At 68.5% G+C, this 22050-nt stretch carries 24 protein-coding genes; 15 read left to right on the top strand and 9 right to left on the bottom strand.

Annotation, left to right across the window (positions count from 1 at the left end; genetic code table 11):
• Positions 1 to 60: 60 nt before the first annotated feature.
• Complete coding sequence (locus ACOYW6_RS00415; protein ID WP_423141866.1) at positions 61 to 3342, bottom strand: TonB-dependent receptor domain-containing protein; 3282 nt, start codon at positions 3340 to 3342, stop codon at positions 61 to 63.
• A 316-nt stretch (positions 3343 to 3658) separates the two neighbouring features.
• On the opposite strand from ACOYW6_RS00415, the gene ACOYW6_RS00410 reads away from it, so the two are divergent.
• The 10 genes from ACOYW6_RS00410 (at position 3659) to yihA (ending at position 10869) form a co-directional block, all read left to right on the top strand.
• A complete protein-coding gene (locus ACOYW6_RS00410; RefSeq protein ID WP_423141865.1) occupies positions 3659 to 4441 on the top strand; it encodes an SDR family NAD(P)-dependent oxidoreductase in 783 nt (260 codons plus the stop codon).
• A gap of 5 nt (positions 4442 to 4446) precedes the next feature.
• Positions 4447 to 5340: an S-methyl-5'-thioadenosine phosphorylase gene (gene mtnP, locus ACOYW6_RS00405; protein ID WP_423141864.1), complete on the top strand. Its 894-nt coding sequence runs from the start codon at positions 4447 to 4449 to the stop codon at positions 5338 to 5340.
• Entirely contained in the window at positions 5337 to 5972 is a 636-nt protein-coding gene (gene maiA / locus ACOYW6_RS00400; RefSeq protein ID WP_423141863.1) for a maleylacetoacetate isomerase, read from the top strand. The genes mtnP and maiA overlap by 4 nt, the downstream gene beginning before the upstream one ends.
• A 64-nt stretch (positions 5973 to 6036) precedes the next feature.
• On the top strand, positions 6037 to 6501 hold the full coding sequence (locus ACOYW6_RS00395) for a MarR family winged helix-turn-helix transcriptional regulator (RefSeq protein ID WP_423141862.1): 465 nt from the start codon (positions 6037 to 6039) through the stop codon (positions 6499 to 6501).
• Positions 6498 to 7505 (top strand): fumarylacetoacetate hydrolase family protein, encoded by a 1008-nt coding sequence (locus ACOYW6_RS00390; RefSeq protein ID WP_423141861.1) that lies wholly within the window; start codon positions 6498 to 6500, stop codon positions 7503 to 7505. Before ACOYW6_RS00395 ends, ACOYW6_RS00390 begins: the two co-directional genes overlap by 4 nt.
• A gap of 139 nt (positions 7506 to 7644) precedes the next feature.
• Positions 7645 to 7779 (top strand): 50S ribosomal protein L34, encoded by a 135-nt coding sequence (rpmH, locus tag ACOYW6_RS00385; RefSeq protein WP_423141860.1) that lies wholly within the window; start codon positions 7645 to 7647, stop codon positions 7777 to 7779.
• Between the two features lie 14 nt (positions 7780 to 7793).
• Entirely contained in the window at positions 7794 to 8156 is a 363-nt protein-coding gene (rnpA, locus tag ACOYW6_RS00380; RefSeq protein WP_423141859.1) for a ribonuclease P protein component, read from the top strand.
• Complete coding sequence (gene yidD, locus ACOYW6_RS00375) at positions 8153 to 8362, top strand: membrane protein insertion efficiency factor YidD (RefSeq protein WP_423141858.1); 210 nt, start codon at positions 8153 to 8155, stop codon at positions 8360 to 8362. Before rnpA ends, yidD begins: the two co-directional genes overlap by 4 nt.
• A gap of 52 nt (positions 8363 to 8414) precedes the next feature.
• A complete protein-coding gene (yidC, locus tag ACOYW6_RS00370) occupies positions 8415 to 10235 on the top strand; it encodes a membrane protein insertase YidC (RefSeq protein ID WP_423141857.1) in 1821 nt (606 codons plus the stop codon).
• Between the two features lies 1 nt (position 10236).
• Positions 10237 to 10869, top strand: a complete 633-nt coding sequence (gene yihA, locus ACOYW6_RS00365; protein WP_423141856.1) for a ribosome biogenesis GTP-binding protein YihA/YsxC — start codon at positions 10237 to 10239, stop codon at positions 10867 to 10869.
• On the opposite strand, the gene ACOYW6_RS00360 is transcribed toward yihA, so the two are convergent.
• The 3 genes from ACOYW6_RS00360 to ACOYW6_RS00350 are packed head-to-tail and all read right to left on the bottom strand — an operon-like array spanning position 10866 to position 13561.
• On the bottom strand, positions 10866 to 11414 hold the full coding sequence (locus ACOYW6_RS00360; RefSeq protein ID WP_423141855.1) for a hypothetical protein: 549 nt from the start codon (positions 11412 to 11414) through the stop codon (positions 10866 to 10868). The genes yihA and ACOYW6_RS00360 overlap by 4 nt on opposite strands.
• Before the next feature lie 33 nt (positions 11415 to 11447).
• Positions 11448 to 11864, bottom strand: coding sequence for a VOC family protein (locus ACOYW6_RS00355; protein WP_423141854.1), 417 nt, complete (start codon positions 11862 to 11864; stop codon positions 11448 to 11450).
• Positions 11861 to 13561, bottom strand: coding sequence for an ATP-binding protein (locus ACOYW6_RS00350; RefSeq protein WP_423141853.1), 1701 nt, complete (start codon positions 13559 to 13561; stop codon positions 11861 to 11863). The genes ACOYW6_RS00355 and ACOYW6_RS00350 overlap by 4 nt, the downstream gene beginning before the upstream one ends.
• Positions 13562 to 13679: 118 nt before the next feature.
• On the opposite strand from ACOYW6_RS00350, the gene ACOYW6_RS00345 reads away from it, so the two are divergent.
• Together ACOYW6_RS00345 and ACOYW6_RS00340 are read left to right on the top strand one after the other, a co-directional pair.
• Positions 13680 to 14354: a glutathione S-transferase family protein gene (locus ACOYW6_RS00345; RefSeq protein ID WP_423143137.1), complete on the top strand. Its 675-nt coding sequence runs from the start codon at positions 13680 to 13682 to the stop codon at positions 14352 to 14354.
• Entirely contained in the window at positions 14351 to 15259 is a 909-nt protein-coding gene (locus ACOYW6_RS00340; RefSeq protein ID WP_423141852.1) for a S1/P1 nuclease, read from the top strand. The genes ACOYW6_RS00345 and ACOYW6_RS00340 overlap by 4 nt, the downstream gene beginning before the upstream one ends.
• On the opposite strand, the gene ACOYW6_RS00335 is transcribed toward ACOYW6_RS00340, so the two are convergent.
• Positions 15232 to 15702 carry a cupin domain-containing protein gene (locus ACOYW6_RS00335; RefSeq protein ID WP_423141851.1) on the bottom strand — a complete coding sequence of 157 codons (471 nt, stop codon included), beginning with the start codon at positions 15700 to 15702 and terminating at the stop codon, positions 15232 to 15234. The two genes, ACOYW6_RS00340 and ACOYW6_RS00335, sit on opposite strands and share 28 nt — an antisense overlap.
• A 56-nt stretch (positions 15703 to 15758) precedes the next feature.
• Between ACOYW6_RS00335 and dapE the strand changes: the two genes are divergently transcribed.
• Both dapE and ACOYW6_RS00325 read left to right on the top strand, forming a co-directional pair.
• Entirely contained in the window at positions 15759 to 16892 is a 1134-nt protein-coding gene (gene dapE, locus ACOYW6_RS00330) for a succinyl-diaminopimelate desuccinylase (RefSeq protein WP_423141850.1), read from the top strand.
• A 137-nt stretch (positions 16893 to 17029) separates the two neighbouring features.
• Entirely contained in the window at positions 17030 to 18337 is a 1308-nt protein-coding gene (locus tag ACOYW6_RS00325; RefSeq protein ID WP_423143136.1) for a dicarboxylate/amino acid:cation symporter, read from the top strand.
• A gap of 183 nt (positions 18338 to 18520) precedes the next feature.
• On the opposite strand, the gene nth is transcribed toward ACOYW6_RS00325, so the two are convergent.
• Positions 18521 to 19162 carry an endonuclease III gene (nth, locus tag ACOYW6_RS00320; protein ID WP_423141849.1) on the bottom strand — a complete coding sequence of 214 codons (642 nt, stop codon included), beginning with the start codon at positions 19160 to 19162 and terminating at the stop codon, positions 18521 to 18523.
• 6 nt (positions 19163 to 19168) lie between these two features.
• The gene (dapB, locus tag ACOYW6_RS00315; protein WP_423141848.1) at positions 19169 to 19912 is read right to left on the bottom strand and encodes a 4-hydroxy-tetrahydrodipicolinate reductase; all 744 of its coding nucleotides are present in this window, start codon (positions 19910 to 19912) and stop codon (positions 19169 to 19171) included.
• Positions 19913 to 19947: 35 nt separating this feature from the next.
• Here dapB and ACOYW6_RS00310 point away from each other — a divergent pair, with 35 nt between their 5' ends.
• A complete protein-coding gene (locus ACOYW6_RS00310; protein WP_423141847.1) occupies positions 19948 to 20667 on the top strand; it encodes an NAD-dependent deacylase in 720 nt (239 codons plus the stop codon).
• A 37-nt stretch (positions 20668 to 20704) separates the two neighbouring features.
• On the opposite strand, the gene ACOYW6_RS00305 is transcribed toward ACOYW6_RS00310, so the two are convergent.
• The gene (locus ACOYW6_RS00305) at positions 20705 to 21136 is read right to left on the bottom strand and encodes a DUF983 domain-containing protein (protein ID WP_423141846.1); all 432 of its coding nucleotides are present in this window, start codon (positions 21134 to 21136) and stop codon (positions 20705 to 20707) included.
• Between the two features lie 108 nt (positions 21137 to 21244).
• Positions 21245 to 22018, bottom strand: a complete 774-nt coding sequence (locus ACOYW6_RS00300; protein ID WP_423141845.1) for a HesA/MoeB/ThiF family protein — start codon at positions 22016 to 22018, stop codon at positions 21245 to 21247.
• Between the last annotated feature and the right edge of the window lie 32 nt (positions 22019 to 22050).

The raw sequence follows: 22050 nt of genomic DNA, 5'->3' as shown, positions 1-22050 counted from the left end.
CAAAGAAAAGGGGCGGCGGGATGATCCCGCCGCCCCATTCTTTTTGCCAGTCGTGCCGACTTAGAAGTTGGCCTTGAACCCAGCGTAGAAGAACCGGCCGATCGAGTCGTACGGATCGCCGCCGGCGGTGCCGAGCAGGCCGTACGGCGGCTGCTTGTCGAGCAGGTTCTCGACGCCGATGTAGAAGTTGTACTTCTTGTCGGCCAGTTCGTAGTTCAGCCGCACCGAGTGGTAGATCACCGACGGGTAGTTCACGAACGGGAACGCGTCGTTGTTGATCGGATCCAGGGTCGCCAGCTGGCCCGGGGTGCAGGTGCCGCCGGTGTAACCGGTCGAACCCGAAGACGGGCACAGGCCGGTGTAGCTGTTCTGCGTTTCATACGAACCGATCGTCTGCTCGCCGATGAAGCGGGCCGAGTAGGTCAGGTCGAGTGCACCGAAATCGTAGTTTGCGGTGAAGTTCGCAGCCCACTCCGGATCGCCCAGTTCGCTCTTCTGGCGGTTCGGGATCAGCGGGTTGGTCGGATCGACGTAGTTGTCGAGCTTGAGCAGGTACGTGGCGATGCCGCGCAGCGAGAGCTTCTGCCCGTTGTCGAAGGTGTGGCGATACGACATGTCGAAGTCGATGCCTTCGGTCTTCTGTTCGGCGAAGTTGATGCCGCCCGAGATGACCGCCGGTTCGACGAACAGGCCGGTGGTGGGGTTACGATTGACCGTGGCGCAGAACGGATTGTTGATGCCGCCGGCATTGTCGTAGCACAGGTTGAGGATGGTCTGGGCACCGAGCGCCGAGATCAGGTTCTTCACGGTGATGCGATAGTAATCGACCGTGAAGTTGAAGCCCGGGAAGAAGCGCGGCTCGAAGATCGCACCCAGCGTGAGGCTGCGGCCACGTTCTTCGACCAGGGTGGGGTTACCACCCGAGGCGTAGCCCGTGCTCGCCGTGCGGGCGAGGCAGTTCACGAACGGCTGACCGACCGCGGTGACGAAGCCCGTACCGTCGCACGCAGCGACCAGCGCGGCGTTCGAGGTCGTGGGAACGCCGGCAGCCGCACAGTTCGCCGCACGGTTGGGACCGACGGTGATGTTGAGGCTGTCGCACGGATCGCTGAGCTGCGCGAAGTTCTGCGACGGGGTCGAGTAAAGGTCGCTTTGCGTCGGGGCACGAACCGAGGTTGCGTACGCGGCGCGGAAGCGCAGGTCGCTGATCGGGGCGTAGATGCCCTGCACGTTCCAGGCCCAGACCGTACCGGTATCGGTGTTGTAGTCCGAAACACGGGCCGCAGCGCCGATGGTCAGTTCCTTGCCGAGCGGCGAGTCCTTGAGCAGCGGGATGCTGACTTCGCCGAAGGCTTCCTTGACCGTCAGCTTGGGCGGCAGGAACGGCTGGATGGCGTTCAGGAACGTACCACCGCTGGCGGTCAGCGGATCGTACACGCTCGAAGCCGTTTCCTCGCGGTATTCGGCACCGAGCGCGAAAGCGACCGGGCCGCCCGGCAGTTCGAACACCTGCGACAGGTCGCCCGACACGCTCGCGAGCAGGTCGAGTTCGCTGGCCTTCTCGTCGCGGTAGCCGGTCGTGTTCGAGAACGCGACGGCGCGCGGATCGGCAACACCGTAACCAAAGATGTTGAGCGGCACGCAGTCCGGACGGACGTTCGAGGTCTGGTTGACCGCGCAGATGACCTTCTGGCCGGTGGCGTTGGTGGCGAAGTTGCTGCCCGAGAAGTTGGTCGGAGCCAGCACCGCGTTGGTGGCGAGCAGGAAGCCGTCGAGGTTCCCGGTCTGGTCGAACAACAGCAGGTTGTTGGTCGAATCCATGTGGGTCTTCAGCTTGCCGTAGTTGGCAGACAGTTCGTAGTGCCAATCGTCGTTGAACGTGCCTTCGACACCGGCGACGATGCGGTAGGTTTCGCGCAGATGCTTTTCACCGCGACCACCAAGATCGATGTTGAAGCGCGAGAGGTTGAAGGTGCTGGTCGCCGTGTTGGCGCACAGGCCGTAGGTCTTCAGCGTCGCAAGGGCCCCGGCCTGCAGGAACGGGTTGTTGCAGCGCAGTTCGCTGATCGCGTTGAACTGGTCGTCGGTGGTGGCGAAGAAGTTCTTCAGCGAGCCCTGGAAGAAGCTCGGCTGGCCTTCCTGCACCGCGGTGACGCGAACGTACTTGGCTTCGACATAGGGGCGGAACGCTTCCGACAGGTCGAAATGCGCCAGCAGGTTGACCGCGTAGCGCTTCAGGCCCGGCGCCATCTGGCCGGTGTTGCGCAGGGTCGAGCCGAAGCCACCCTGCTGGTTGGCCGAACCGAACGGCGAGTAAGCAACCGTCGGCTTGTCGATAACGACGTTGCCGTTGTTGTCGAAGCGCAGGTAGCGGCGCGTCGGGTTGCTCGAGGCGTCGATCGCGCCGAACGTGCCGGCATCGCTGATCGAGGCGTTCTTGACGCCGCAGACGAAGGCGGTGTCGGTGATGCCGTCGGTGCCGTTCGGCTCGCCCGCGGTCGGCTCGATCGTCTGGAACTGGCAGCGGCCCGAGTAGGCACCCGTCAGGTAGTCACGATCGCCGAAGTACAGCGGTTCGGACTGCGTGTATTCGGCCGACACCGCGACGTTGCCGCGGCCATCGGCGAAGTTCTTGCCGAAGGTGCCGGAGACGAAGTAGCTGCCACGGTCGCCGCGCTCCGAGATGCCGCCCTGGCCCTTGAGCGAGATGCCGTCGAAATTGCGCTTCAGCACGAAGTTGACGACGCCGGCGACGGCGTCCGAGCCGTAAACGGCCGAGTTGCCGCCGGTGACGACGTCGACGCGCTCGAGCAGGTCGACGGGAATCGTGTTCACGTCGACCAGGTAGTCGCCCGGCGAAGCGGTGATGTGACGCTTGCCGTTGACGAGGACCAGCGTGCGCGAAACGCCCAGGCCGCGAAGGTCGAGGACGTTGAGGCCGGCGGTGCCGATGAAGCGGGTCGAGTTGCCCTGGCTGAAGGTCGAGCGCAGCGACGGCAGGTCGTTCAGCGCGTCACCCAGCGAGACGTCACCCTGGTTGGTGAGTTCGTCGGTCGAGACCGAGGTCAGCGGAACGGGCGAGGCCAGCGTGGGGCGCGCGATGCGCGAACCGGTGACGACGATCGACCCACCGGCAGCAGCGACTTCCTCGCTATCGCAGATGTCGTTGTTGTTGAGATCTTCGCAGTTGGCGGTCGCGCCATCCGACGTGGTCATCGGATTCGGCGTGCCGGTCGGCTGGGTCTGCGCGAACGCGGCGTTCGGCAGCGCCAGGACGGCGATGAGCGCGGCAGTCTGAAGACAGGTCGCGCGATTCAGCTCGGACTTCGAGAAGAACTTCATGTTTGTGGGCCCCTTGATCCCCCGCTTCGGCGGCACCGAAGCGATCCGGGCCCGAAGGCCCAATGTGTGCGGGCCCGGGGGCCCAGAGAGAAAAATGCGACTGTTTTGTCACGAAACTTTCATTCCGCGTCGACTGATGGTGCGAAAACTGGCGCCTGCTGGCAAACCGTTAACAGCGCATTCAAGCATTTTGGATTGATGCGTTGCAAAAACACAACATGTCGGGCGGACGAAATTTTACGCCGCCCGGGCCCTGCGGCACTGGACAGGCAAGGCCAGCACGGTAACCGGGACACGCACCAGATCGGGAGAAGCCATGCTTATCGACACGACCATCGCTGCCGTCGTTACCGGGGGCGCGTCCGGCCTGGGCGAGGCGACCGCACGGGCCCTTGCCGCCAAGGGCGCGAAAGTCGGCATCTTCGATCTCCAGGAGGACAAGGGGCGCGCCGTGGCCGCCGAGATCGGCGGGGTGTTCTGCAAGGTCGACGTGACCAGCGATGACAGCGTCGACGCCGGATTCGCGGCGGCCCGCGCCGCGCACGGGCAGGAGCGGGTGCTGGTCAACTGCGCCGGCATTGCCAACGCCATCAAGACCGCCGGCCGATCCAAGGACGATGGCTCGATCAAGCAGTTCCCGCTCGATGCCTTCAATCTGGTCGTCCAGATCAACCTGGTCGGCACCTTCCGCTGCATCGCGAAGTCGGCAGCAGGGATGCTGACGCTCGACCCGCTGGCCGACGGAGAGCGCGGTGCCATCGTCAATACCGGCAGCGTCGCGGCCGAGGATGGCCAGATCGGCCAGGCCGCCTACTCCGCCTCGAAGGCGGGCGTTGTCGGCATGACCCTGCCCATCGCGCGTGACCTGATGAACGAGGGCATCCGCGTCAACGCGATCCTGCCCGGCATCTTCTCCACCCCGATGCTCATGGGCCTGCCCGAAAAGGCGATCGAGGCGCTCAACCAGTCGGTTCCCTTCCCCAAGCGCACCGGCCGGCCCGAGGAATACGCCCAGCTTGCCATGACGATGATCGAAAACGGCTACATGAACGGCGAGGACGTGCGACTTGACGGCGCGATCCGCATGGCCCCGCGCTGACCGCGGTGGTGAAGGCTCACGCCCCTGGCGCCGGCCCCGGCCCCTGGCACCTCGGCGTGATCGGCGGCTCGGGCCTGGCCGCGGGGATCGGGCTTGAGGACGCGCAGGAGATCGCAGTCGAAAGCCCGTTCGGCGATCCGTCCGGCCCGGTGGTGACGGGGCGGCTCGGCCCGGTGCGGGTCACGTTCCTGGCTCGCCACGGCGCCGGCCACGCGATCCCGCCGAACGGGGTCAATTACCGCGCCAACATCGACGCGCTCAAGCGCTGCGGCGTAACCGACGTGATCGCGCTGTCGGCCATCGGTTCGCTGCGCCAGGACTTTGCGCCCGGTTCGTTCGTCTGCGCCGACCAGTTCATCGATCGGACCGCTGGCCGCGCGGCCAGTTTCTTCGCGCCTGGCCTGGTCGCCCACGTCAGCCTGGCCGACCCGACCTGCCCACGGCTGTCGGCCCTGGTGATCGCGGCGGCGCGCGCGGCCGGCGCAAGCGTCCACGAGGCCGGCACGTATGTCGCCATCGAGGGGCCGCAGTTCTCCACCCGCGCCGAGAGCCGGCTTTACCGCCAGTGGGGCGGCGACGTGATCGGGATGACCGCGATGCCCGAGGCGCGGCTCGCTCGCGAGGCAGAGCTGCCATATGCTTTGCTGGGCATGGTCACCGACTACGACGGCTGGCGCGACGACGAGCCCGCAGCCGAAGCCAGCGCCATTATGCAGGTGATGCACGACAACGTGGCGCTCGCCCGCGCCGCGATGGCGGAGCTGGCGCGCGCGCTGCCGCAAGCCCGTCCGCCGGTTGCCATCGATCGCGCGCTTGACGGCGCGATCGTGACCGCGCCCGCCTTGCGCGACAAGGTGCTGGCGGCGAAACTGCAGGCCGTTGCCGGGAGAGTGCTGTGAGCGAGATCGTCCTTTACGACTACTGGCGCTCATCCGCCGCATACCGGGTGCGCATCGCGCTTGAGCTCAAGGGCGTGCCGTTCGTTCGCGCGCCCGTCAACATCGCCCAGGGTGAGCAGCACGGCGCCGACTTCGCCGCGCTCAACCCGCAGCACCTGGTCCCGGCGCTGGCGATCGACGGTCACGTGCTTACGCAGAGCCTGGCAATCATCGATTACCTCGATGCAAAGTACCCCGATCCGCCAATGGTTTCCGCTGACCCGGTCGAGCGCAGCCGCACGCTGGCGCAGGCGCTGACGATCGCCGCGGACATCCACCCGCTCGATAACCTTCGCGTCCTGGCCTACTTGCGTGAACGGCTGGGCCAGGACGACGCCGCAGTCGCCACCTGGTACCGGCACTGGATCGCCGAGGGGTTCGCCGCGCTGGAGACTGCTGCGCCTGCCGAAGGCCTGTTCGGCGGCGCCGCGCCCAACATGGCCGACGTCTGCCTGGTGCCGCAGATGGCCAACGCCCGTCGCTTCGACACGCCGCTGGGCGCTTATCCGAAGCTGGTGCGCATCGACGCCGCGCTGCGGGCCCTTCCCGCCTTCGAACGCGCCAGCCCCGATGCGGTCGGCCCGCCGGCGTGAACGCTTGCGCGCGGCCGTGAATGCCCTTAGCCACCCGGTTACATTTGCAACCGGATTTGCCGCGATGCCCGCCGCCCGCCTGGCCGATTTCCTGCCCTACCTGCTGTCGGTGACCTCCAACGCGGTCAGCGACCGGATCGCCGAGGAATACCGCACCCGTTTCGGCCTGCGGATCCCGGAATGGCGGATCATGGCGGTGCTGGGCGATACCGGGCCCGCCACCCAGCGCGAGCTGGCGACAAACACGCGGATGGACAAAGTCGCCGTCAACCGGGCGTGCAAGACCCTTGAGGAGCGCGGCCTGGTCCAGCGCAGCCCGAACGACCGCGACGGGCGCTCGCACCACCTCGAACTGACCGCGGCGGGCACCGCGATGCACGCCGCCATCATGCCGCTGGCGCTGGAGATGGAGGCGCAGGTCTTCGCGCCCCTCAGCGCCGAGGAACACCAGGCTTTCAAGACGATGCTCGGCCGCGTCCGCGACGCCGCGGGGTTGAGCGAACCGGCCGACAAGGGAGACCCCGAATGAAACTCGCCTCGCTTCCCCACGGCCGCGACGGCCGCCTGGTCGTCGTCAGCCACGACCTCGCCTGGTGCGCCGACGCCCGCCACATCGTGCCGACACTGCAGGGCGCGCTCGACGACTGGGCGCGGCACGAACCGGCGCTGCGCGCGCTGGCGGAGGACCTGGAACACGAGATGATCCCGCGGCTGCGCTTTCACGAGCGCGAAGCCACAGCGCCGCTGCCGCGCGCGTTCCAGTGGGCCGACGGTTCGGCCTACGTCAACCACGTCGAACTGGTGCGCAAGGCGCGCGGGGCCGAGCTGCCCGACAGCTTCTGGCACGACCCGCTGATGTACCAGGGCGGCAGCGACGACCTGCGCGGCCCGCGCGAACCGATCGTGCTGGCGGACGAGGCCTGGGGCTGCGACATGGAGGCGGAGATCTGCGTCGTCACCGACGATGTGCCGCAAGGCGTCTCGGCCACCGCGGCGCTCGGCCACGTCAAGCTGATCGGCCTCGTCAACGACGTGTCGTTGCGCAACCTCATCCCCGGTGAACTGGGCAAGGGATTCGGGTTCGTGCAGTCCAAGCCGGCAACGCACTTCTCGCCGGTGTTCGTCACCCCGGACGAGCTGGGCACGGCGTGGCGCGGCGGGAAGCTCAACATGGCGCTTCACGTCGACCTCAACGGCCAGCCGTTCGGCCGCGCCGAGGCGGGCGAGGAATGCACGTTCGACTTCGGCATGCTGATCGCCCACCTTGCCAAGACGCGCAGCGTCGGCGCGGGATCGATCATCGGCTCCGGCACGGTCAGCAACCGCGATCCCGATGGCTCGCCCGGGCGCCCGGTCGCCAGCGGCGGGCGCGGCTATTCCTGCATCGCCGAGCAGCGGATGATCGAGACGATCGCCGGCGGCACGCCGACCACCGAGTTCCTCAAGTGGGGCGACGTCGTGCGGATCGAAGTGCTCGACGACCATCACAAGAGCGTGTTCGGCGCGATCGAGGGCGAGGTGGTGAAGCCGTAGGCGCGCTCGCCCGCACCGGCCCGGTTCACGAAACCGGCCGCGGGCGGGTTGACTTCGTGCCGATTCCCAAGGTAACGGGCCCCCGCTTGAGGCCGTCCTTGCTGGCGGCCCTTTGTTTTTCGATTCGAGGTAAGTTCCGATGAAGCGCACTTTCCAGCCCAGCCGGCTCGTCCGCGCCCGCCGCCACGGCTTCCGCGCCCGCACCGCCACCGTCGGCGGCCGCAATGTGCTGCGCGCCCGCCGCGCCCGCGGCCGCAAGAAGCTGAGCGCCTGAGCCCAAATTCGAAATTGACCGTTCTTACCAGGCGGTCCGATTTCCTTCGAGCAAACCGGGGCCTGCGCGTGTCGCGCCCCGGTTTTGTCTTGCTTGCCGTCCCGAACCAGACCGAATCGGTGCGCTGCGGCATCACCGTGACCAAGCGAATCGGCAACGCGGTGGTCCGCAACCGGATGAAGCGCCGCTTCCGCGCGCTGCTGCGCGAACTGCTGCCCGAGGCGGGCCTTGCCGGTCACGATCATGTCCTGATCGGCCGCGAGGGCGGGATCGACCGCGACTTCGCCGCGCTGCGCGACGAACTACGCGCGGCGCTGGCCCGTGCCGCCGCCGGCAAGGGCGATCCGCCGCGCCGCCGCGGGTCACCACGCCGGTGAAGACCGTGCTGATCTGGATCGCGCGCGGCTGGCAGCTCGGCCCGTCGCGCATCCTGCCGCCGTCCTGCCGGTTTGCCCCGTCCTGTTCGCAGTACGCGATCGAGGCGCTGGAAAAGCATGGCGCGATTCGCGGTGGATGGCTGGCGGCGAAGCGGCTAATGCGCTGCCAACCCTGGGGGGGTTGCGGATACGACCCGGTGCCTTGACGGCACCCGGCCTCTCCCCATCTTCCCATCATACCGCGTAAGAAAGCGACCCGTGGACTCTTCCAACCAGCGCAACATCTTCCTGGCCGTGCTGCTGACCGGCCTGATCCTGTTCGGATGGGACGCCGCGGTGCGGCATTTCTATCCGCAGCCGGCCAAGCAGGCGGCCGTGACCGCCAATGTCACGCCCAATGCCCCGGCCACCGGCAGCGCCACCGCCGCCAAGCCCACGCGTGAAGGCGGACTTGCCAGCGCCGCCGACATCGCGCTGGAAAAGCAGGACCTGGCGACCGTGCTGAAGACGCCGGGCCGCGTCGCCATCGCCGCGCCGGGCCTGTCGGGTTCGATCAACCCGGTCGGCGCGGTGATCGACGACCTGACCACCAACCGCCACACCGCCACGGTCAACAAGGCCGACGGTCCGGCGCGCGTGTTCAGTCCCGCCGGCACACCGGCGCAGCAGTACGCCCAGTTCGGATGGATCGGCCAGCCCGGCCTGGCGCTGCCCAATGCCTCGACCGTGTGGACGGCACCGGCAGGCGCGCGGCTGACCCCGCAGACCCCGGTCACACTGACCTGGACCAACCCCACCGGCCAGACCTTCGCGATCCGCTATGCGATCGACGGCGATTACCTGGTCACCGCGACGCAGACCGTCATCAACCGCGGCCCCGCGCCCGTCACGGTCAAGCCGTTCGCCTTCATCAACCGCACCAGCAAGACCGCCAGCCTCGACACCTGGAACGTCCAGTCGGGCCCGGTCGGGCTCTTCGACAATGCGGTCGCCTTCGGCACCAACTACAAGGACGTGACCGAAGCGGGCCAGATCGCCAACACCGGCAAGACCGGCTGGATCGGCTTCACCGACATCTACTGGATGAGCGCGCTGGTGCCCGATGCCGCGGCCCCCGTGACCAGCGACTACCGCGCGCTGGGCGGCGACCTGTTCCGCGCCGACCTCGTCTATGGCGACAGCGTCGTCGCGCCCGGCACCGACCTGACGCGCACCACCCGGCTGTTTGCCGGCGCCAAGGAAGCTGCCGTCCTCGATCGCTATGAGGATGCTGGCATTCCCAAGTTCGGCCTCAGCATCGACTATGGCTGGTTCCGCTGGTTCGAAAAGCCGATCTTCCTGCTGCTGACCTCGCTGTTCCACCTGGTCGGCAACTTCGGCGTGGCGATCATCCTGCTGACGCTGATCGTGCGCACGATCATGTTCCCGGTCGCCCAGCGCCAGTTCGCCAGCATGGCGGCGATGAAGGCGATCCAGCCCAAGATGAAGGCGCTGCAGGAACGCTACAAGGACGACAAGGCGAAGCAGCAGCAAGAGATCATGGCGCTCTACAAGAAGGAAGGCGTCAACCCGCTGGCGGGGTGCCTGCCGATCTTCCTGCAGATCCCGGTGTTCTTCGCGCTCTACAAGGTGCTAATCCTGTCGATCGAGATGCGCCACCAGCCCTTCGCGCTGTGGATCCACGATCTCTCCGCGCCCGATCCGCTGCACGTCCTCAACCTGTTCGGCCTGCTGCCGTTCACCCCGCCGGGCTTCCTGGCGATCGGTCTGCTGGCGATCATCCTGGGCGTGACGATGTGGCTGCAGTTCCGCCTCAACCCGGCGCAGATGGACCCGATGCAGCAGCAGATGATGGGGATCATGCCGTGGATCATGATGTTCATCATGGCACCATTCGCGGCCGGGCTGCTGATCTACTGGATCACGTCGAACCTGCTGACGATCGCGCAGCAGAAGTTCCTCTACGCCCGCCACCCGCAGCTCCAGGCCCAGGTCGACAAGGACAAGGACGACGCGGTCCGATCGCGCGAACGCGATGCCCCGGCCAAGGCCGCCAAGCCCAAGCCGAAGGCGCGCTGACATGGACGACGACACCGCCGAACGGGCGCGCCGCCTGTTCGCGGGGCGGGTGGAGTTCCTGAAGAGCGCGCCCGCGCTCAAGTTCATTCCCGATCCCGGCGCGCCCGAGATCGCGTTTGCAGGGCGCTCCAACGTCGGCAAGTCATCGCTGCTGAACGCCATCACCGGGCGCAAGTCGATCGCGCGCGCCTCGGTAACGCCGGGGCGCACGCAGGAGCTCAACTGGTTTGAGGTCGGCGAGCCGACGCAGCTGCGTCTGGTCGACATGCCCGGCTACGGCTTTGCCAAGGCGCCGCCCAAGGTGGTCGAGCAGTGGCGCCGGCTTGTGCGCGATTTCCTGCGCGGCCGCGTGGTCCTTAAGCGCACGCTGGTGCTGATCGACGCGCGCCACGGCCCCAAGGAGGTCGACCGCGAGATGATGGCGATGCTCGACGAGGCGGCGGTCGGCTACCGCCTGGTGCTGACCAAGGCGGACAAGATCAAGGCCAGCGACCTGGACGCCGTCACCGCGCTGACCCTGGCGGAGGCACGCAAGCATTCGGCCGCCTATCCCGAGGTTGCGGTAACCAGTGCCGAAAAGGGCATGGGCATCGCCGAACTGCGCGCCGCCGTCCTGTCCGACGCGGAGCTCTAGGGCACCAGACCATTGGCCGCTGTGATCGCCCACGGCTTGCCGTCGCCTTCGTTGTACAGCGTCACCGTCCCGCGCAGCGTCCTGGTGCGGGCGCCATCCCGCAAGGTGATCGTGGTCGGCGCGCGGTAGAAATAGCCGGCGTCCTCAGCCTCCATGATGCCGCTCGGCATGGCGACGGTGATCGACTTCCACGGCGCGAAGGCGCGCGCGTAGCCGGTCCCGTCGATCCCGCCCGGCGCCATTCCGGGCGAGAACTGCGCGAAGGACTGGGCAAAGCGGCGGTTCTCCAGGTTGCGTGCCCAGTCGAGCAGGACGGCGCGCGCCGCCTTCTCGCGCGCGACATCGGTGCCCGGCCGCACCGGCACCGGTTCGCTGCCGGGTGCTTGCGCGCCTGCGACGGGGGAGCTGTCGATCCCGGCGGCGACGCTGGCGGCATCGGCGGGGTCGGACGCGGGGTCGGACGGCGTCGGCGCGGGCGAGGAATGGCAGGCCGCGAGCGCGAGCAGCGCGGCGGCGGCAACGGGACGGGGAAGGACGTATCGCATGGCGCACAAACGCGCGGCGCCGCCGGCGCGTTCCTACCGCGCGAAGAGCTGGCCGATATCGGCAAAGGCCTTGATTTCGACCGCGTTGCCGCTGGGATCGCGAAAGAACATCGTCGCCTGTTCGCCCGGCTGGCCGGCAAAGCGGATGTGCGGCGCGATCACGAAGTCGGTCCCCGCCGCCTCCAGCCGCGCCGCCAGCGCGGTCCATTCGTCGATCGACAGGACGATGCCGAAGTGCGGCACGGGTACGTCGTGGCCGTCGACCGCGTTGGCGCCGACATCGCGCCGTTCGGGGACGAGGTGCGCGACGATCTGGTGGCCGCGGAAATCGAAATCGATCCACTCGTCGCTGCTGCGCCCTTCGGGGCAGCCCATCGTGCCGCCCCAGAAGGCGCGCGCCGCGGCCAGATCGTGAACCGGAAAGGCGAGGTGGAAGGGCGGCAGGGTCACGGCGCCGTCCGCCCCAGCAGCCGGGCGACTTCGGAAATCAACTGTCCCATCGTGAACGGCTTGACCAGCACCGCCATCCCGGCGCCGATGTGTTCCTCGCTCAGCGCGGCCTGCTCGGCATAGCCGGTGATGAACAGCACTTTGAGGTCCGGCCGGGTCACCCGCGCCGCGTCGGCCACCTGGCGCCCGTTGAGCCCGCCCGGCAATCCGACGTCGGTGACCAGCAGCGCGGTTTCGGGATGCGCCTCGAGCAAGGCCAGCCCCGCCTTGCCGTCACCGGCGTCGAAGCAGGTGTAGCCATGGTCGGCGAGGTCGTCGATGACGGTCATGCGGATCAGGGCCTCGTCGTCGATCACCACGATCGTCTCGCCGCCCCCATCGCTTCCGTCGCCGCCGGCGCCGTTGCCGATCCCGACCGCCGCGGAGGTCGTCGGCGCCTCCGCATCGTCCCGGCCAGCGTCGACACGCGGCAGCACGACCTGGACGGTGGTCCCTTCGCCCGGCGGCGAGGAAATGCGCACGAAGCCGCCGCTCTGGCGGGCAAAGCCATAGACCATCGACAGGCCCAGCCCGGTCCCGGCGCCGATCGGCTTGGTGGTGAAGAACGGCTCGAACACGCGGCCCAGCGTCGCGCCGTCGATCCCGGTGCCGGTGTCGTGAACGCACAGCTCGACATAATCGCCAGCGGCCACTTCGTATTCGAGCGCCTCTTCGGCGCTGACGGCGAAGTTCTTGCAGGCGATCACGATCCGGCCGCCGTCGGGCATCGCGTCACGGCTGTTGAGGGACAGGTTGAGGACCGCGTTCTCGAGCTGGCTGGTATCGACGCGGACCGGCCACAAGCCCGCTTCGCAGCGGGTCTCCAGGGCAATCTGCGGCCCGATCGAGTGGCGGATGAGGTCGGCGAGCTCTTCGACCAGGGCGTGCAGGTCGGTGCTGGTCGGGGTCAGCGTCTGGCGGCGCGAAAAGGCCAGCAGCCGGTGCGTGAGCGAGGCGGCGCGGGCCGCTGCGGCCTGCGCGGCGTCGAGGTAGCGCTTTACGTCGTGCGCGCGGCCGGCCGCCAGCCGCTGCCCGATCATTTCGAGCGCACCCGAAATGCCGCCCAGCAGGTTGTTGAAATCGTGCGCCAGTCCGCCGGTCAGCTGGCCGACCGCCTCCATCTTCTGGCTGTGGCGCAGCTGCTCCTCCGCCTCGGCCAGCCGTTGCGTGCGTTCGGCCAGGGCCTCGGTAAAGCGATGCTCGAGGTCGGCGCGGGCCTGGTCGCGGGCCGCTTCGGCCTGGCTGCGCGCGGTGGCATCCTTGAACAGCACCGCCACCAGCCGGTCTTCGGCTTCGCCGATCCGAAACGCGGTCAGTTCCAGCAGGCGCCCGGTGGCAACCAGCTCCTGCTCGAAATGGATGCGTTCGCCGGTGGCGAGGACGTGGCCGTAGCGCGCCACCCAGGCGTCCGCCTCGGCCGGGACCATCGCGCGCAGGCGCTGGCCTACGACTTGCTCGATCCCGGCGTTGGCCGCGTAGGCAGGGTTGGCGGCGACGTGGATATAGTCGCTGCAGGGCCCCTCGGGCCCGTCCAGGAACTCGATCACGCAGTACCCGTCGGCCAGTTCGTCAAACAGCAGATGGAACGCGTCGGAGCGGCCCGCGAAGCGATGCCAGTTGGGCGCGAGGTCGGGTCCGAGGGTGGGGGAAAGCTGCATTCGGCCAGCGTTCTAGCAAACCCGCGCAGCGGGGAAACTTGTATTTCCGATTGGCGTCACCGCCACGCCCGGTTGATGCTCGACAGCCCCGATGCGAACGATTAGCGCCGCGGTCATGTTGAAGCTGATCATCGGCAACAAGAACTACTCCAGCTGGTCACTGCGCGGCTGGCTGGCGGCCAAGCAATCGGGCCTCCCGTTCGAGGAGATCATGGTCCCGCTGTTCGGCGAGGACTGGGACGAGCGCAAGCGCGCCAACGAGGACATTGCCCCTTCCTCGGGCCGCGTGCCGGTGCTGTGGGACGGCGAGGCCGTGGTCTGGGACAGCCTGGCGATCATCGATTACCTGGCCGACAAGGTCGGGCGCGACCGCTTCTGGCCCAAGGCCGAGGATGCCCGCGCGATGGCGCGCTCGATGGTGGCGGAAATGCACTCGGGCTACCTGGCCCTGCGCCGGCAATGCCCGATGAACGTCCGCCGCCGGATCGAAGGCCACGCCATCGATGACGATGCCCGCGCCGACATCGTCCGCATCCTCACCCTGTGGGCCGAGGCGCGCGCCCGCTTCGGCGAAGGCGGGCCGTTCCTGTTCGGCACATTCTGCGCGGCCGACGTCATCTATGCCCCGGTCGTCAGCCGCTTCATCACCTACGGCGTGCCGGTGCCCGGTTTCGCCATGGCCTACATGCAGGCGGTCTGGGAGCATGAATGGATGCAGGCCTGGATCGACGCTGCGGAGGACGAGGAATGGACGCTGGAACAGTACGAGATCGAGCCGGCGGGCGCGGCATGATGCGCGCGCTGACGGCGATTATCGCCGCAGTCGCCGCGGTGTGGCTGGCGCTCAGTCCCGTTCCGGCACTGGCCTGGGGCAGTTATGGCCACCGCACCACCGCCGAGATCGCGATGGCGAACGTCAAGCCCGAGACCGCGGCGCGGATCCGCGCGCTCCTGGCGGTGCAGAAACAGCTCGGCACGCCGAAATGCCCGGTCCACAGCCTGGCCGACGCGGCGACCTGGCCCGACTGCCTGCGCGGCGATGCCTGGCGCTGGGCCTACACCTTCCCCTGGCATTACCAGACCGAGAACGTCTGCAAGCCCTTCGACCCCAAGTCCGACTGTGCAAACGGCAACTGCGTCAGCGCGCAGATCGAGCGTAACCTGCGGCTGCTTTCGGACCGCACCCTGCCCTCTGCCCAGCGGCTGGAAGCGCTGGCATTCCTGGTCCATTTCATCGGCGACATCCACATGCCACTGCACTCGGGCGACGCGGCCGACGCGGGCGGCAATGCGGTCAAGGGCAGTTACGGTATCGCGCCGGGCACCAACCTTCATTCGATCTGGGACGGCGCACTGGCCGAGCGGGCGATTTCCTCGGCCGTGCCGCCGCTGGTGCGCCGCTACCCGGCCGAGGAGCGCGCGCGGCTGTCGGGCGGCACGGTGGCCGACTGGGGGCGTGAGAGCTGGACGCTGGCCAAGACGATCATCTATCCGCGACTGATGAAGGACGGCGATCCCTGCCTGGCCGGCGCCAGCAAGGCGACCGCGCTGGCGTGGAGCGAGGCGGATATCGAGGCCGGCATCCCGATCGTGCGCGAACGCATTGTCGAAGCGGGTCTGCGCATGGCGCGCCTGCTCGACGAGGCGCTGTCGGGTCCGCCGCGCGCCGCTCAGGCCGGCCGGCCGGGCGAATCGTAGGGCGTGCCGTCGCGGCGGAGATAGCGGCCATCCGACAGCACCAGGTCGATGCCCGGATAATCGCAGCTGTCGGCAGCGCGGTCCCCCGCGCTGACCGCCACGAAACTGCACTTCGCGTCCGATCGGTTCTGCAAGTGGTGGCCGCTACGCACCGCCATCGCCCAGCAGGCGATGTCGCCGGGGCGCAGCACGGTCTCGCCCTCGTCCTCGACCAGCACCGCCTCGCCGCTGAGCATCACCAGCAGTTCGTCCTCGGCTTCGTGCCAGTGGCGCTGCGACGACCAGGCGCCGGGTTCGAGCACGACGTGGCTCGCACCCAGCGCGGACAGCCCGGCCACCGGCCCCAGACGGCGATAGTGCCGGCCGGCGACCGCCGCGTCGTAAGGCGCGGGATAGCCGGTCCGGCTGGACTGCGGGATGGCGTCGAGATCGATCCTGGGCATGGTGGTGCCTTCTCCTTGCGAGGGCTGTGCGCAGCGGATAGGCCACGCCGCAGCTCATGGTCCAGCCCGTCCTCGAACTCGCCAAGGCGCTGATCGCCGCTCCTTCCGTCACCCCGGCCACGGGTGCGGTGTTCGACGTGCTCGAGACGGCGCTGCTGCCGCTGGGTTTCGCTGTCGACCGCTTCGTTTGCGGAGAAGCGCCCGACGGTCCGGTCGAAAACCTGCTGGCGGTGCGCGCCGGCCCGCCCGGGAGCCGCCACTTCGCCTTTGCCGGCCACCTCGACGTGGTGCCGCCGGGCGAAGGCTGGCACGGCGATGCCTTCGTCCCCGAGGTGCGCGGCGACCTGCTGTATGGGCGCGGCGCGGTGGACATGAAGGGCGCGGTCGCCGCGATGGTTCGCGCGCTCTCCGCTATCCCGGCCGACGCCGGCACCGTCAGCCTCGTGATCACCGGCGACGAGGAGGGCCCGGCGCGCTTCGGCACGGTTGCGCTGATCGAGCGGATGCGCGCACGTGGCATCACCCCCGATCTCTGCCTGGTGGGCGAGCCGTCGAGCGCAGCGCGGCTCGGCGACACGATGAAGATCGGCCGGCGCGGATCGATCAACATCTGGCTGACCGTCGAAGGGACCGAGGGCCACGTCGCCTACCCCCACCTCGCGGACAACCCGGCACCCCGGCTCGTGGCGATGCTGGCGGAGCTCGACGCGCTGCACCTCGACGACGGCACCGACTGGTTCCAGCCCTCGAACCTGGAGATCACGGACATCGCGATCGGCAACCCGGCCACCAACGTGATCCCGCCGCGCGCCAGCGCGCGCCTCTCGATCCGTTTCAACGATCGCCACACCGGCCAGGACCTTGCCGACCGGGTCAGTGCGATCGCCGCACGCCACGGCGGCACCGCCCGGCCGGTCATCTCCGGCGAGGCGTTCATCACCTTGCCGGGCGCGTTCTCCGCGCTCGTCGCCGCCGCGGTCGAGGCCGAGACCGGGCTGGTCCCGCAGGCGTCGACCACCGGCGGCACCAGCGACGCGCGCTTCCTGCGTGCCGTCTGCCCGGTGATCGAGTTCGGCCTGTGCAACGCCACGATGCACAAGCGCGACGAAGCGGCCGCGATCGGCGATCTGGATGCCCTGGTGCGGATATACCGGCGTATCGCGCTGTCGGCACTGGCGGCGCCGGCGTGATTGCCGCGCCCGCGCACGGCTGTTAGCACTACACGCAACAAATGATCCCCGGGGAGACTGCCATGGCCGCGAGCCGACCGATTGCCGACACGCCCATGCGCCGCCCGACCTCTCCGATAGGCTGGCTGCTCCACGCCCTGTCGCGCCACCTGACCGCGGCGATCATGGTCGGGCTGCTGCTGGGCATCGTCGTGGGCTGGCTGGTCAACCAGAACGCGCTGGCGGGGCTTGCCACCACCGAGCACTGGATCCGCGGCTTCCAGATGCTGTCGACGATCTTCCTCAACCTGATCAAGATGCTGGTCGCGCCGCTGGTGCTGGCCACGATCATCTCGGGCCTGGCGCACATGGGCGACAGCAGCGCGGTGGGCCGGATCGGCTTTCGCGCCATCGCCTGGTTCATCGTCGCCAGCCTGATCTCGATCGGGCTGGGGCTGGTGATGGTCAACCTGTTCCAGCCCGGCGCGGGCGTCGATGTCACCGCGCCGGCGCAAGCCGTCGGCGAGGTCAAGAAGCTCGATTTCTTCGAATTCGTAGAGCACGTCTTTCCCAAGAACATCGTCGGCGCGATGGCCGACAACAATGTCCTCCAGATCCTGGTCTTCGCCCTGTTCGCCGGGATCGGGCTGACCGCGCTGGGCCCGCGCGGAGCCCCGCTGGTGCGCGGGGCCGAGGCGCTGTCCGACCTGATGCTGGAGATCACCGGCTACGTCATGCGCTTTGCGCCCTTCGCGGTGTTCGGCGCGCTGGCGGCGGTCGTCGCCAAGAGCGGGCTCGGCATCCTGGAAACCTACGTCAAGCTGCTGGGCGAGTTCTACCTCGCGCTGCTTATCCTGTGGGCGATCCTGCTGGGCGCAGGCTTCGTCTTCATGGGCAAACGCGCGCTGCTGCTGGTGCGCTACGTGCGCCAGCCGGTGCTGATCGCGTTTTCCACCGCCAGCAGCGAGGCGGCGATGCCACGGCTGTTCGAACAGCTCGACCGGTTCGGCATCCCGCGCCGTATCTCGGGCCTGATGCTCCCGCTGGGCTACAGCTTCAACCTCGACGGGTCGATGATGTACGCCAGCTTCGCGACGATCTTCATCGCCCAGGCCTACGGCATCGACCTCAGCATCGGCACCCAGATCGCGATCCTGCTGACGCTGATGATCAGTTCCAAGGGCATCGCCGCGGTGCCGCGCGCCAGCCTGGTGGTGATCGCCGCGACGCTGGCGATGTTCAACCTGCCAGCCGAAGGCATCGCGCTGGTGCTGGCGATCGACCAGTTCCTGGACATGGGGCGCACCGCCACCAACGTGCTGGGCAACGCGGTGGCGACCAGCGTGATCACCAAGTGGGAGGGCATGCTGCAGCCGCCCCGCGATCCCGACATGGACGAGCCTGTGGCGCCCAGCCACACGCCCGAAGACGGGCGCAAGGGCCTCCACCTCGATCCCGGCGCCTGATGGCCAAAGTCCACACTTGCTTGACACATTTGACACCGTCCTGAGGGAAGTGTCGCTGCCGGCTCCGCGGCCGAGACCGGGGCCGCTGGAGGCTAGGCTTCGCATGGGCAGGAACGCGGTCATTGCGGGGCTTCTGCACATCGCGGCCGATGTAGGAAAATGATTGCATCGGCCAAGGTACGCCTACTTCGGCGGCAGGGTCTTGGGCTTGTAGCTGCACAAGTCTGCCACCGCGCAGCGCCAGCACTCGGGCCTGCGTGCCTTGCAGACATAGCGGCCGTGCAGGATCAGCCAGTGGTGCGCGCCGATCCGGAACGGCCCCGGCACGCGCTTTTCCAGCTTGGCCTCGACCGCCTCGGGCGTCTTGCCGCGCGCCAGCCCGGTGCGGTTGCCGACTCTGAAGATGTGCGTATCGACCGCGAAGGTTTCCTGTCCGAACCAGCAGTTGAGGACGACGTTGGCGGTCTTGCGCCCCACCCCCGGGAGCCGCACCAGCTCTTCGCGCGTGGCCGGCACCTCGCCGCCGAATTCGTCGACCAGCATCCGCGACAGCGCGATCACGTTCTTGGCTTTGGTGTTGAACAGCCCGATCGTCTTGATGTGGTCTTTCAGGCCGTCCTCGCCCAGGTCCAGCATCTGCTTGGGCGTCTTCACCGCGCGGAACAGCGCCCGGGTCGCCTTGTTCACGCCAACGTCGGTGGACTGGGCGGACAGCGCGACCGCCACCACCAGCTGGAAGGCGTTGCCGTATTCGAGCTCGGTCTGCGGATCGGGATTGTCCTCCGCCAGGCGGCGAAAGAACTCGAAAATCTGGTCTCTGGTCACGCCCTGTCAGCCAAGCCCGAGCACGTCCGCCATCGTGTAGCGTCCGGCCGGCCTGGCAACGAGCCACTGGGCGCCGCGCACCGCGCCGCGCGCGAAAATGGCGCGGTTTTCGGCGACGTGGGTCAGCGACAGGCGCTCGCCCTCGCCCAGGAAGTGAACGGTATGGTCGCCTGCCACGCTGCCCCCGCGCAGGCTCGCGAACCCGATCGCGCCGGCCGGGCGCTTGCCGGTCGTCCCGTCGCGCCCGCGCAGGGCATGATCGTCCAGCGCCACGCCGCGCCCCGCGGCGACCGCTTCGCCCAGCATCAGGGCCGTGCCCGACGGCGCATCCACTTTCATGCGGTGATGGGTCTCGGCGATCTCGATATCCCAGTCGAGGCCCAGCCGCTCCGCGGCCTCGCGCGCAAGATGGACCAGCATGTTGACGCCCAGCGATGTGTTGCCCGTCTGCAGGACCGCGATCGACTCCGCCGCCGATGCCAGCAGGCGTTGGTGTTCGCTGCCAAGCCCGGTGGTGCCGACCAGGATCGGGACGCCGGTTTCGCGCGCGGCGGCCAGGTTTCCCTCCAGCGCAGCGGGGGCGGAAAAATCGACCAGCACGTCGCAGGCCCGTGCCAGCTCGCCCGGATCGCCGATCGCGTCGACGCCGCCCGCCCAGGTCGCCCCGGCCTGCGGGATCGCCGCATAGAGCGCGGTGCCCATCCGGCCCTCGCTGCCGATCACTCCGATGCGCGCCCCGGTCGTGGTCATTGTCATCCCCTGCTGCAGCGTGCTTCATGGCCGCGATGAGCACCATCCGCAACATCGTGATCCTGACCGGCGCCGGGATCAGCGCCGAAAGCGGCATCGATACCTTCCGCGCCGGCGCGGGCGGCGGACCCAGCCTGTGGGAGCAGCACGACGTCAATGACGTCGCCACCCCCGAAGGCTTTGCCCGCAACGCCGACCTGGTGCTGCGCTTCTACGACATGCGCCGCGCCGCGATCCAGACCAAGGCGCCCAATCCCGCCCACGATGCGCTGGCGCGGCTCGACGCGGCGTGGAAGGGCGATCTGCTGATCGTCACCCAGAACGTGGACGACCTGCACGAGCGCGCCGGTGCGCGCCGCGTGCTCCACATGCACGGCACCCACCTGGGCGCCTGGTGCACCGCCTGCGATGTCCGCTCGCACTGGACCGGGCCGCTCATCGATCGCCCGCCCTGCCCCGAATGCGGCGCGGCGGCGCTACGCCCCGACGTTGTCTGGTTCGGCGAGATGCCTTACGAGATGGAGCGCATCTACGCCGCCTTGCGCGAAGCCGACCTGTTCGTCTCGATCGGGACCAGCGGCGCCGTCTATCCCGCCGCCGGCTTCGTGCGCGAGGCGCGCGAACTGGGGGTGCAGACCCTCGAACTCAACCTCGAGCGCAGCCAGGGCAGCCGGTGGTTCGACGATACGCGGCTCGGCCCGGCAAGCGAAGTGGTGCCGGCCTGGGTGGACGAGGTCCTGGGCGGCGGCGCGTAAAGCTCTCGCACCGCCAAATCGCCTCGGCGGCGGGCCGTCAGGCGTCGCGCTCGCGCCGCGCCTGGTCCTCGCGCGCGTGCATTTCGGCCCAGAGTTTTTCGGTGCCCGCCTCGAGCGATCGGTTGGCGTACTGCGACGCGACCAGCCAGCCCTTGATCGGCCGCAGCGGCAAGACGCAGCCCAGCCCCATCAGCGGTACCGCGATCAGGATCAGTACCGGGATCGATACGCCGTGCGCCACTTGCAGCCAGACGATGAAGAACAGGAGCGGGAACGCGACGAAGGTCAGTGAGAAGAACGCCGGACCATCGTCGGGCGAGGCGAAGCGGTAATCGAGGCCGCAGACCTCGCAGCGGTCGCTCACCTTCAGCCAGGACTGGAACATCCGCCCCTGGCCGCACTTCGGGCACAGGCCCTTGAGGCCGGATTCGAAGATCCAGGCCCACTTGCGTTCCTGCTGCGTGCTCATGGTCGTCCTCCCCCGGCCAAGGTCGTCAAGACCGGTGCAGACGGCCCTCCGCCTTTCCGCGCCAAGGCTCAAGTGCATAGGATGCAACAGCCGTTGCCTGGGCGGCGCCTATCCGCACGCGCGGCAGCCCGGGTCCTTTGCGATCCGCATCGTGCGCAGCGACGGCGCCAGCCCGTCAAGGACATGGACCTGGCCCCATTGCGGATCGCCCAGCGCCGCCTTGCCGTCCAGCAGCACGCGCAGCGCGCTTATCGTGCCGAGGGTGCCGGCCCAGCCGGCCATGGCGCCGAGCACGCCGTCTTCGGCGCATGTGTCGCAATCATCGGCGTCGAAGGCGTCGCCCACGAAGCAGCGGTAGCAGGGCTGGTCGGCGCGGTGGCCGGCAAAGGCGCCGACCTGGCCCTGGAACCGGCCGATCGCGGCGCTGACCAGCGGGACCCCTGCCGCTACGCAGGCGTCGGAGACGGCGAGGCGGGTGGCGAAAGTATCGCTTCCGTCGATCACCACGCCCGCGCCCGCCAGCAGATCGCCGGCGTTGTCGCGGGTCAGGCGCTGCCCGTGCGCGGTGACGGTGAGCGCGGGGTCGAACTTCCGCACCCATTCTGCGGCGGCATCGGCCTTGGCGCGGCCGATGTCGGCCTGCGCGTAGATGGTCTGGCGCTGGAGGTTGCTTGCCGCGACGGTGTCGTCGTCGATCAGGGTCAGGTGGCCGACGCCGGCGGCGGCGAGGTACTGCAGCACCGGGCTGCCGATCCCGCCCAGCCCGACCAGAACCGCATGCGCACCCGCCAGCGCGACCTGCCCGGCGCCGCCGACTTCCGGCAGGACAATGTGGCGGGCGAAACGGTCGAGACGGTCCGGGGTCAAAAGGGTTCTGGGCACAAGGCTGTGCCTAGCCGGTGGACGGCCGGTGC

Origin of the sequence: Parablastomonas sp. CN1-191 (assembly GCF_049354825.1) — a bacterium.
Taxonomy (GTDB): domain Bacteria; phylum Pseudomonadota; class Alphaproteobacteria; order Sphingomonadales; family Sphingomonadaceae; genus Novosphingobium.
The sequence above is the reverse complement of the archived record's forward strand: the minus strand, read 5'-3'. Positions and strand labels throughout refer to the sequence as shown.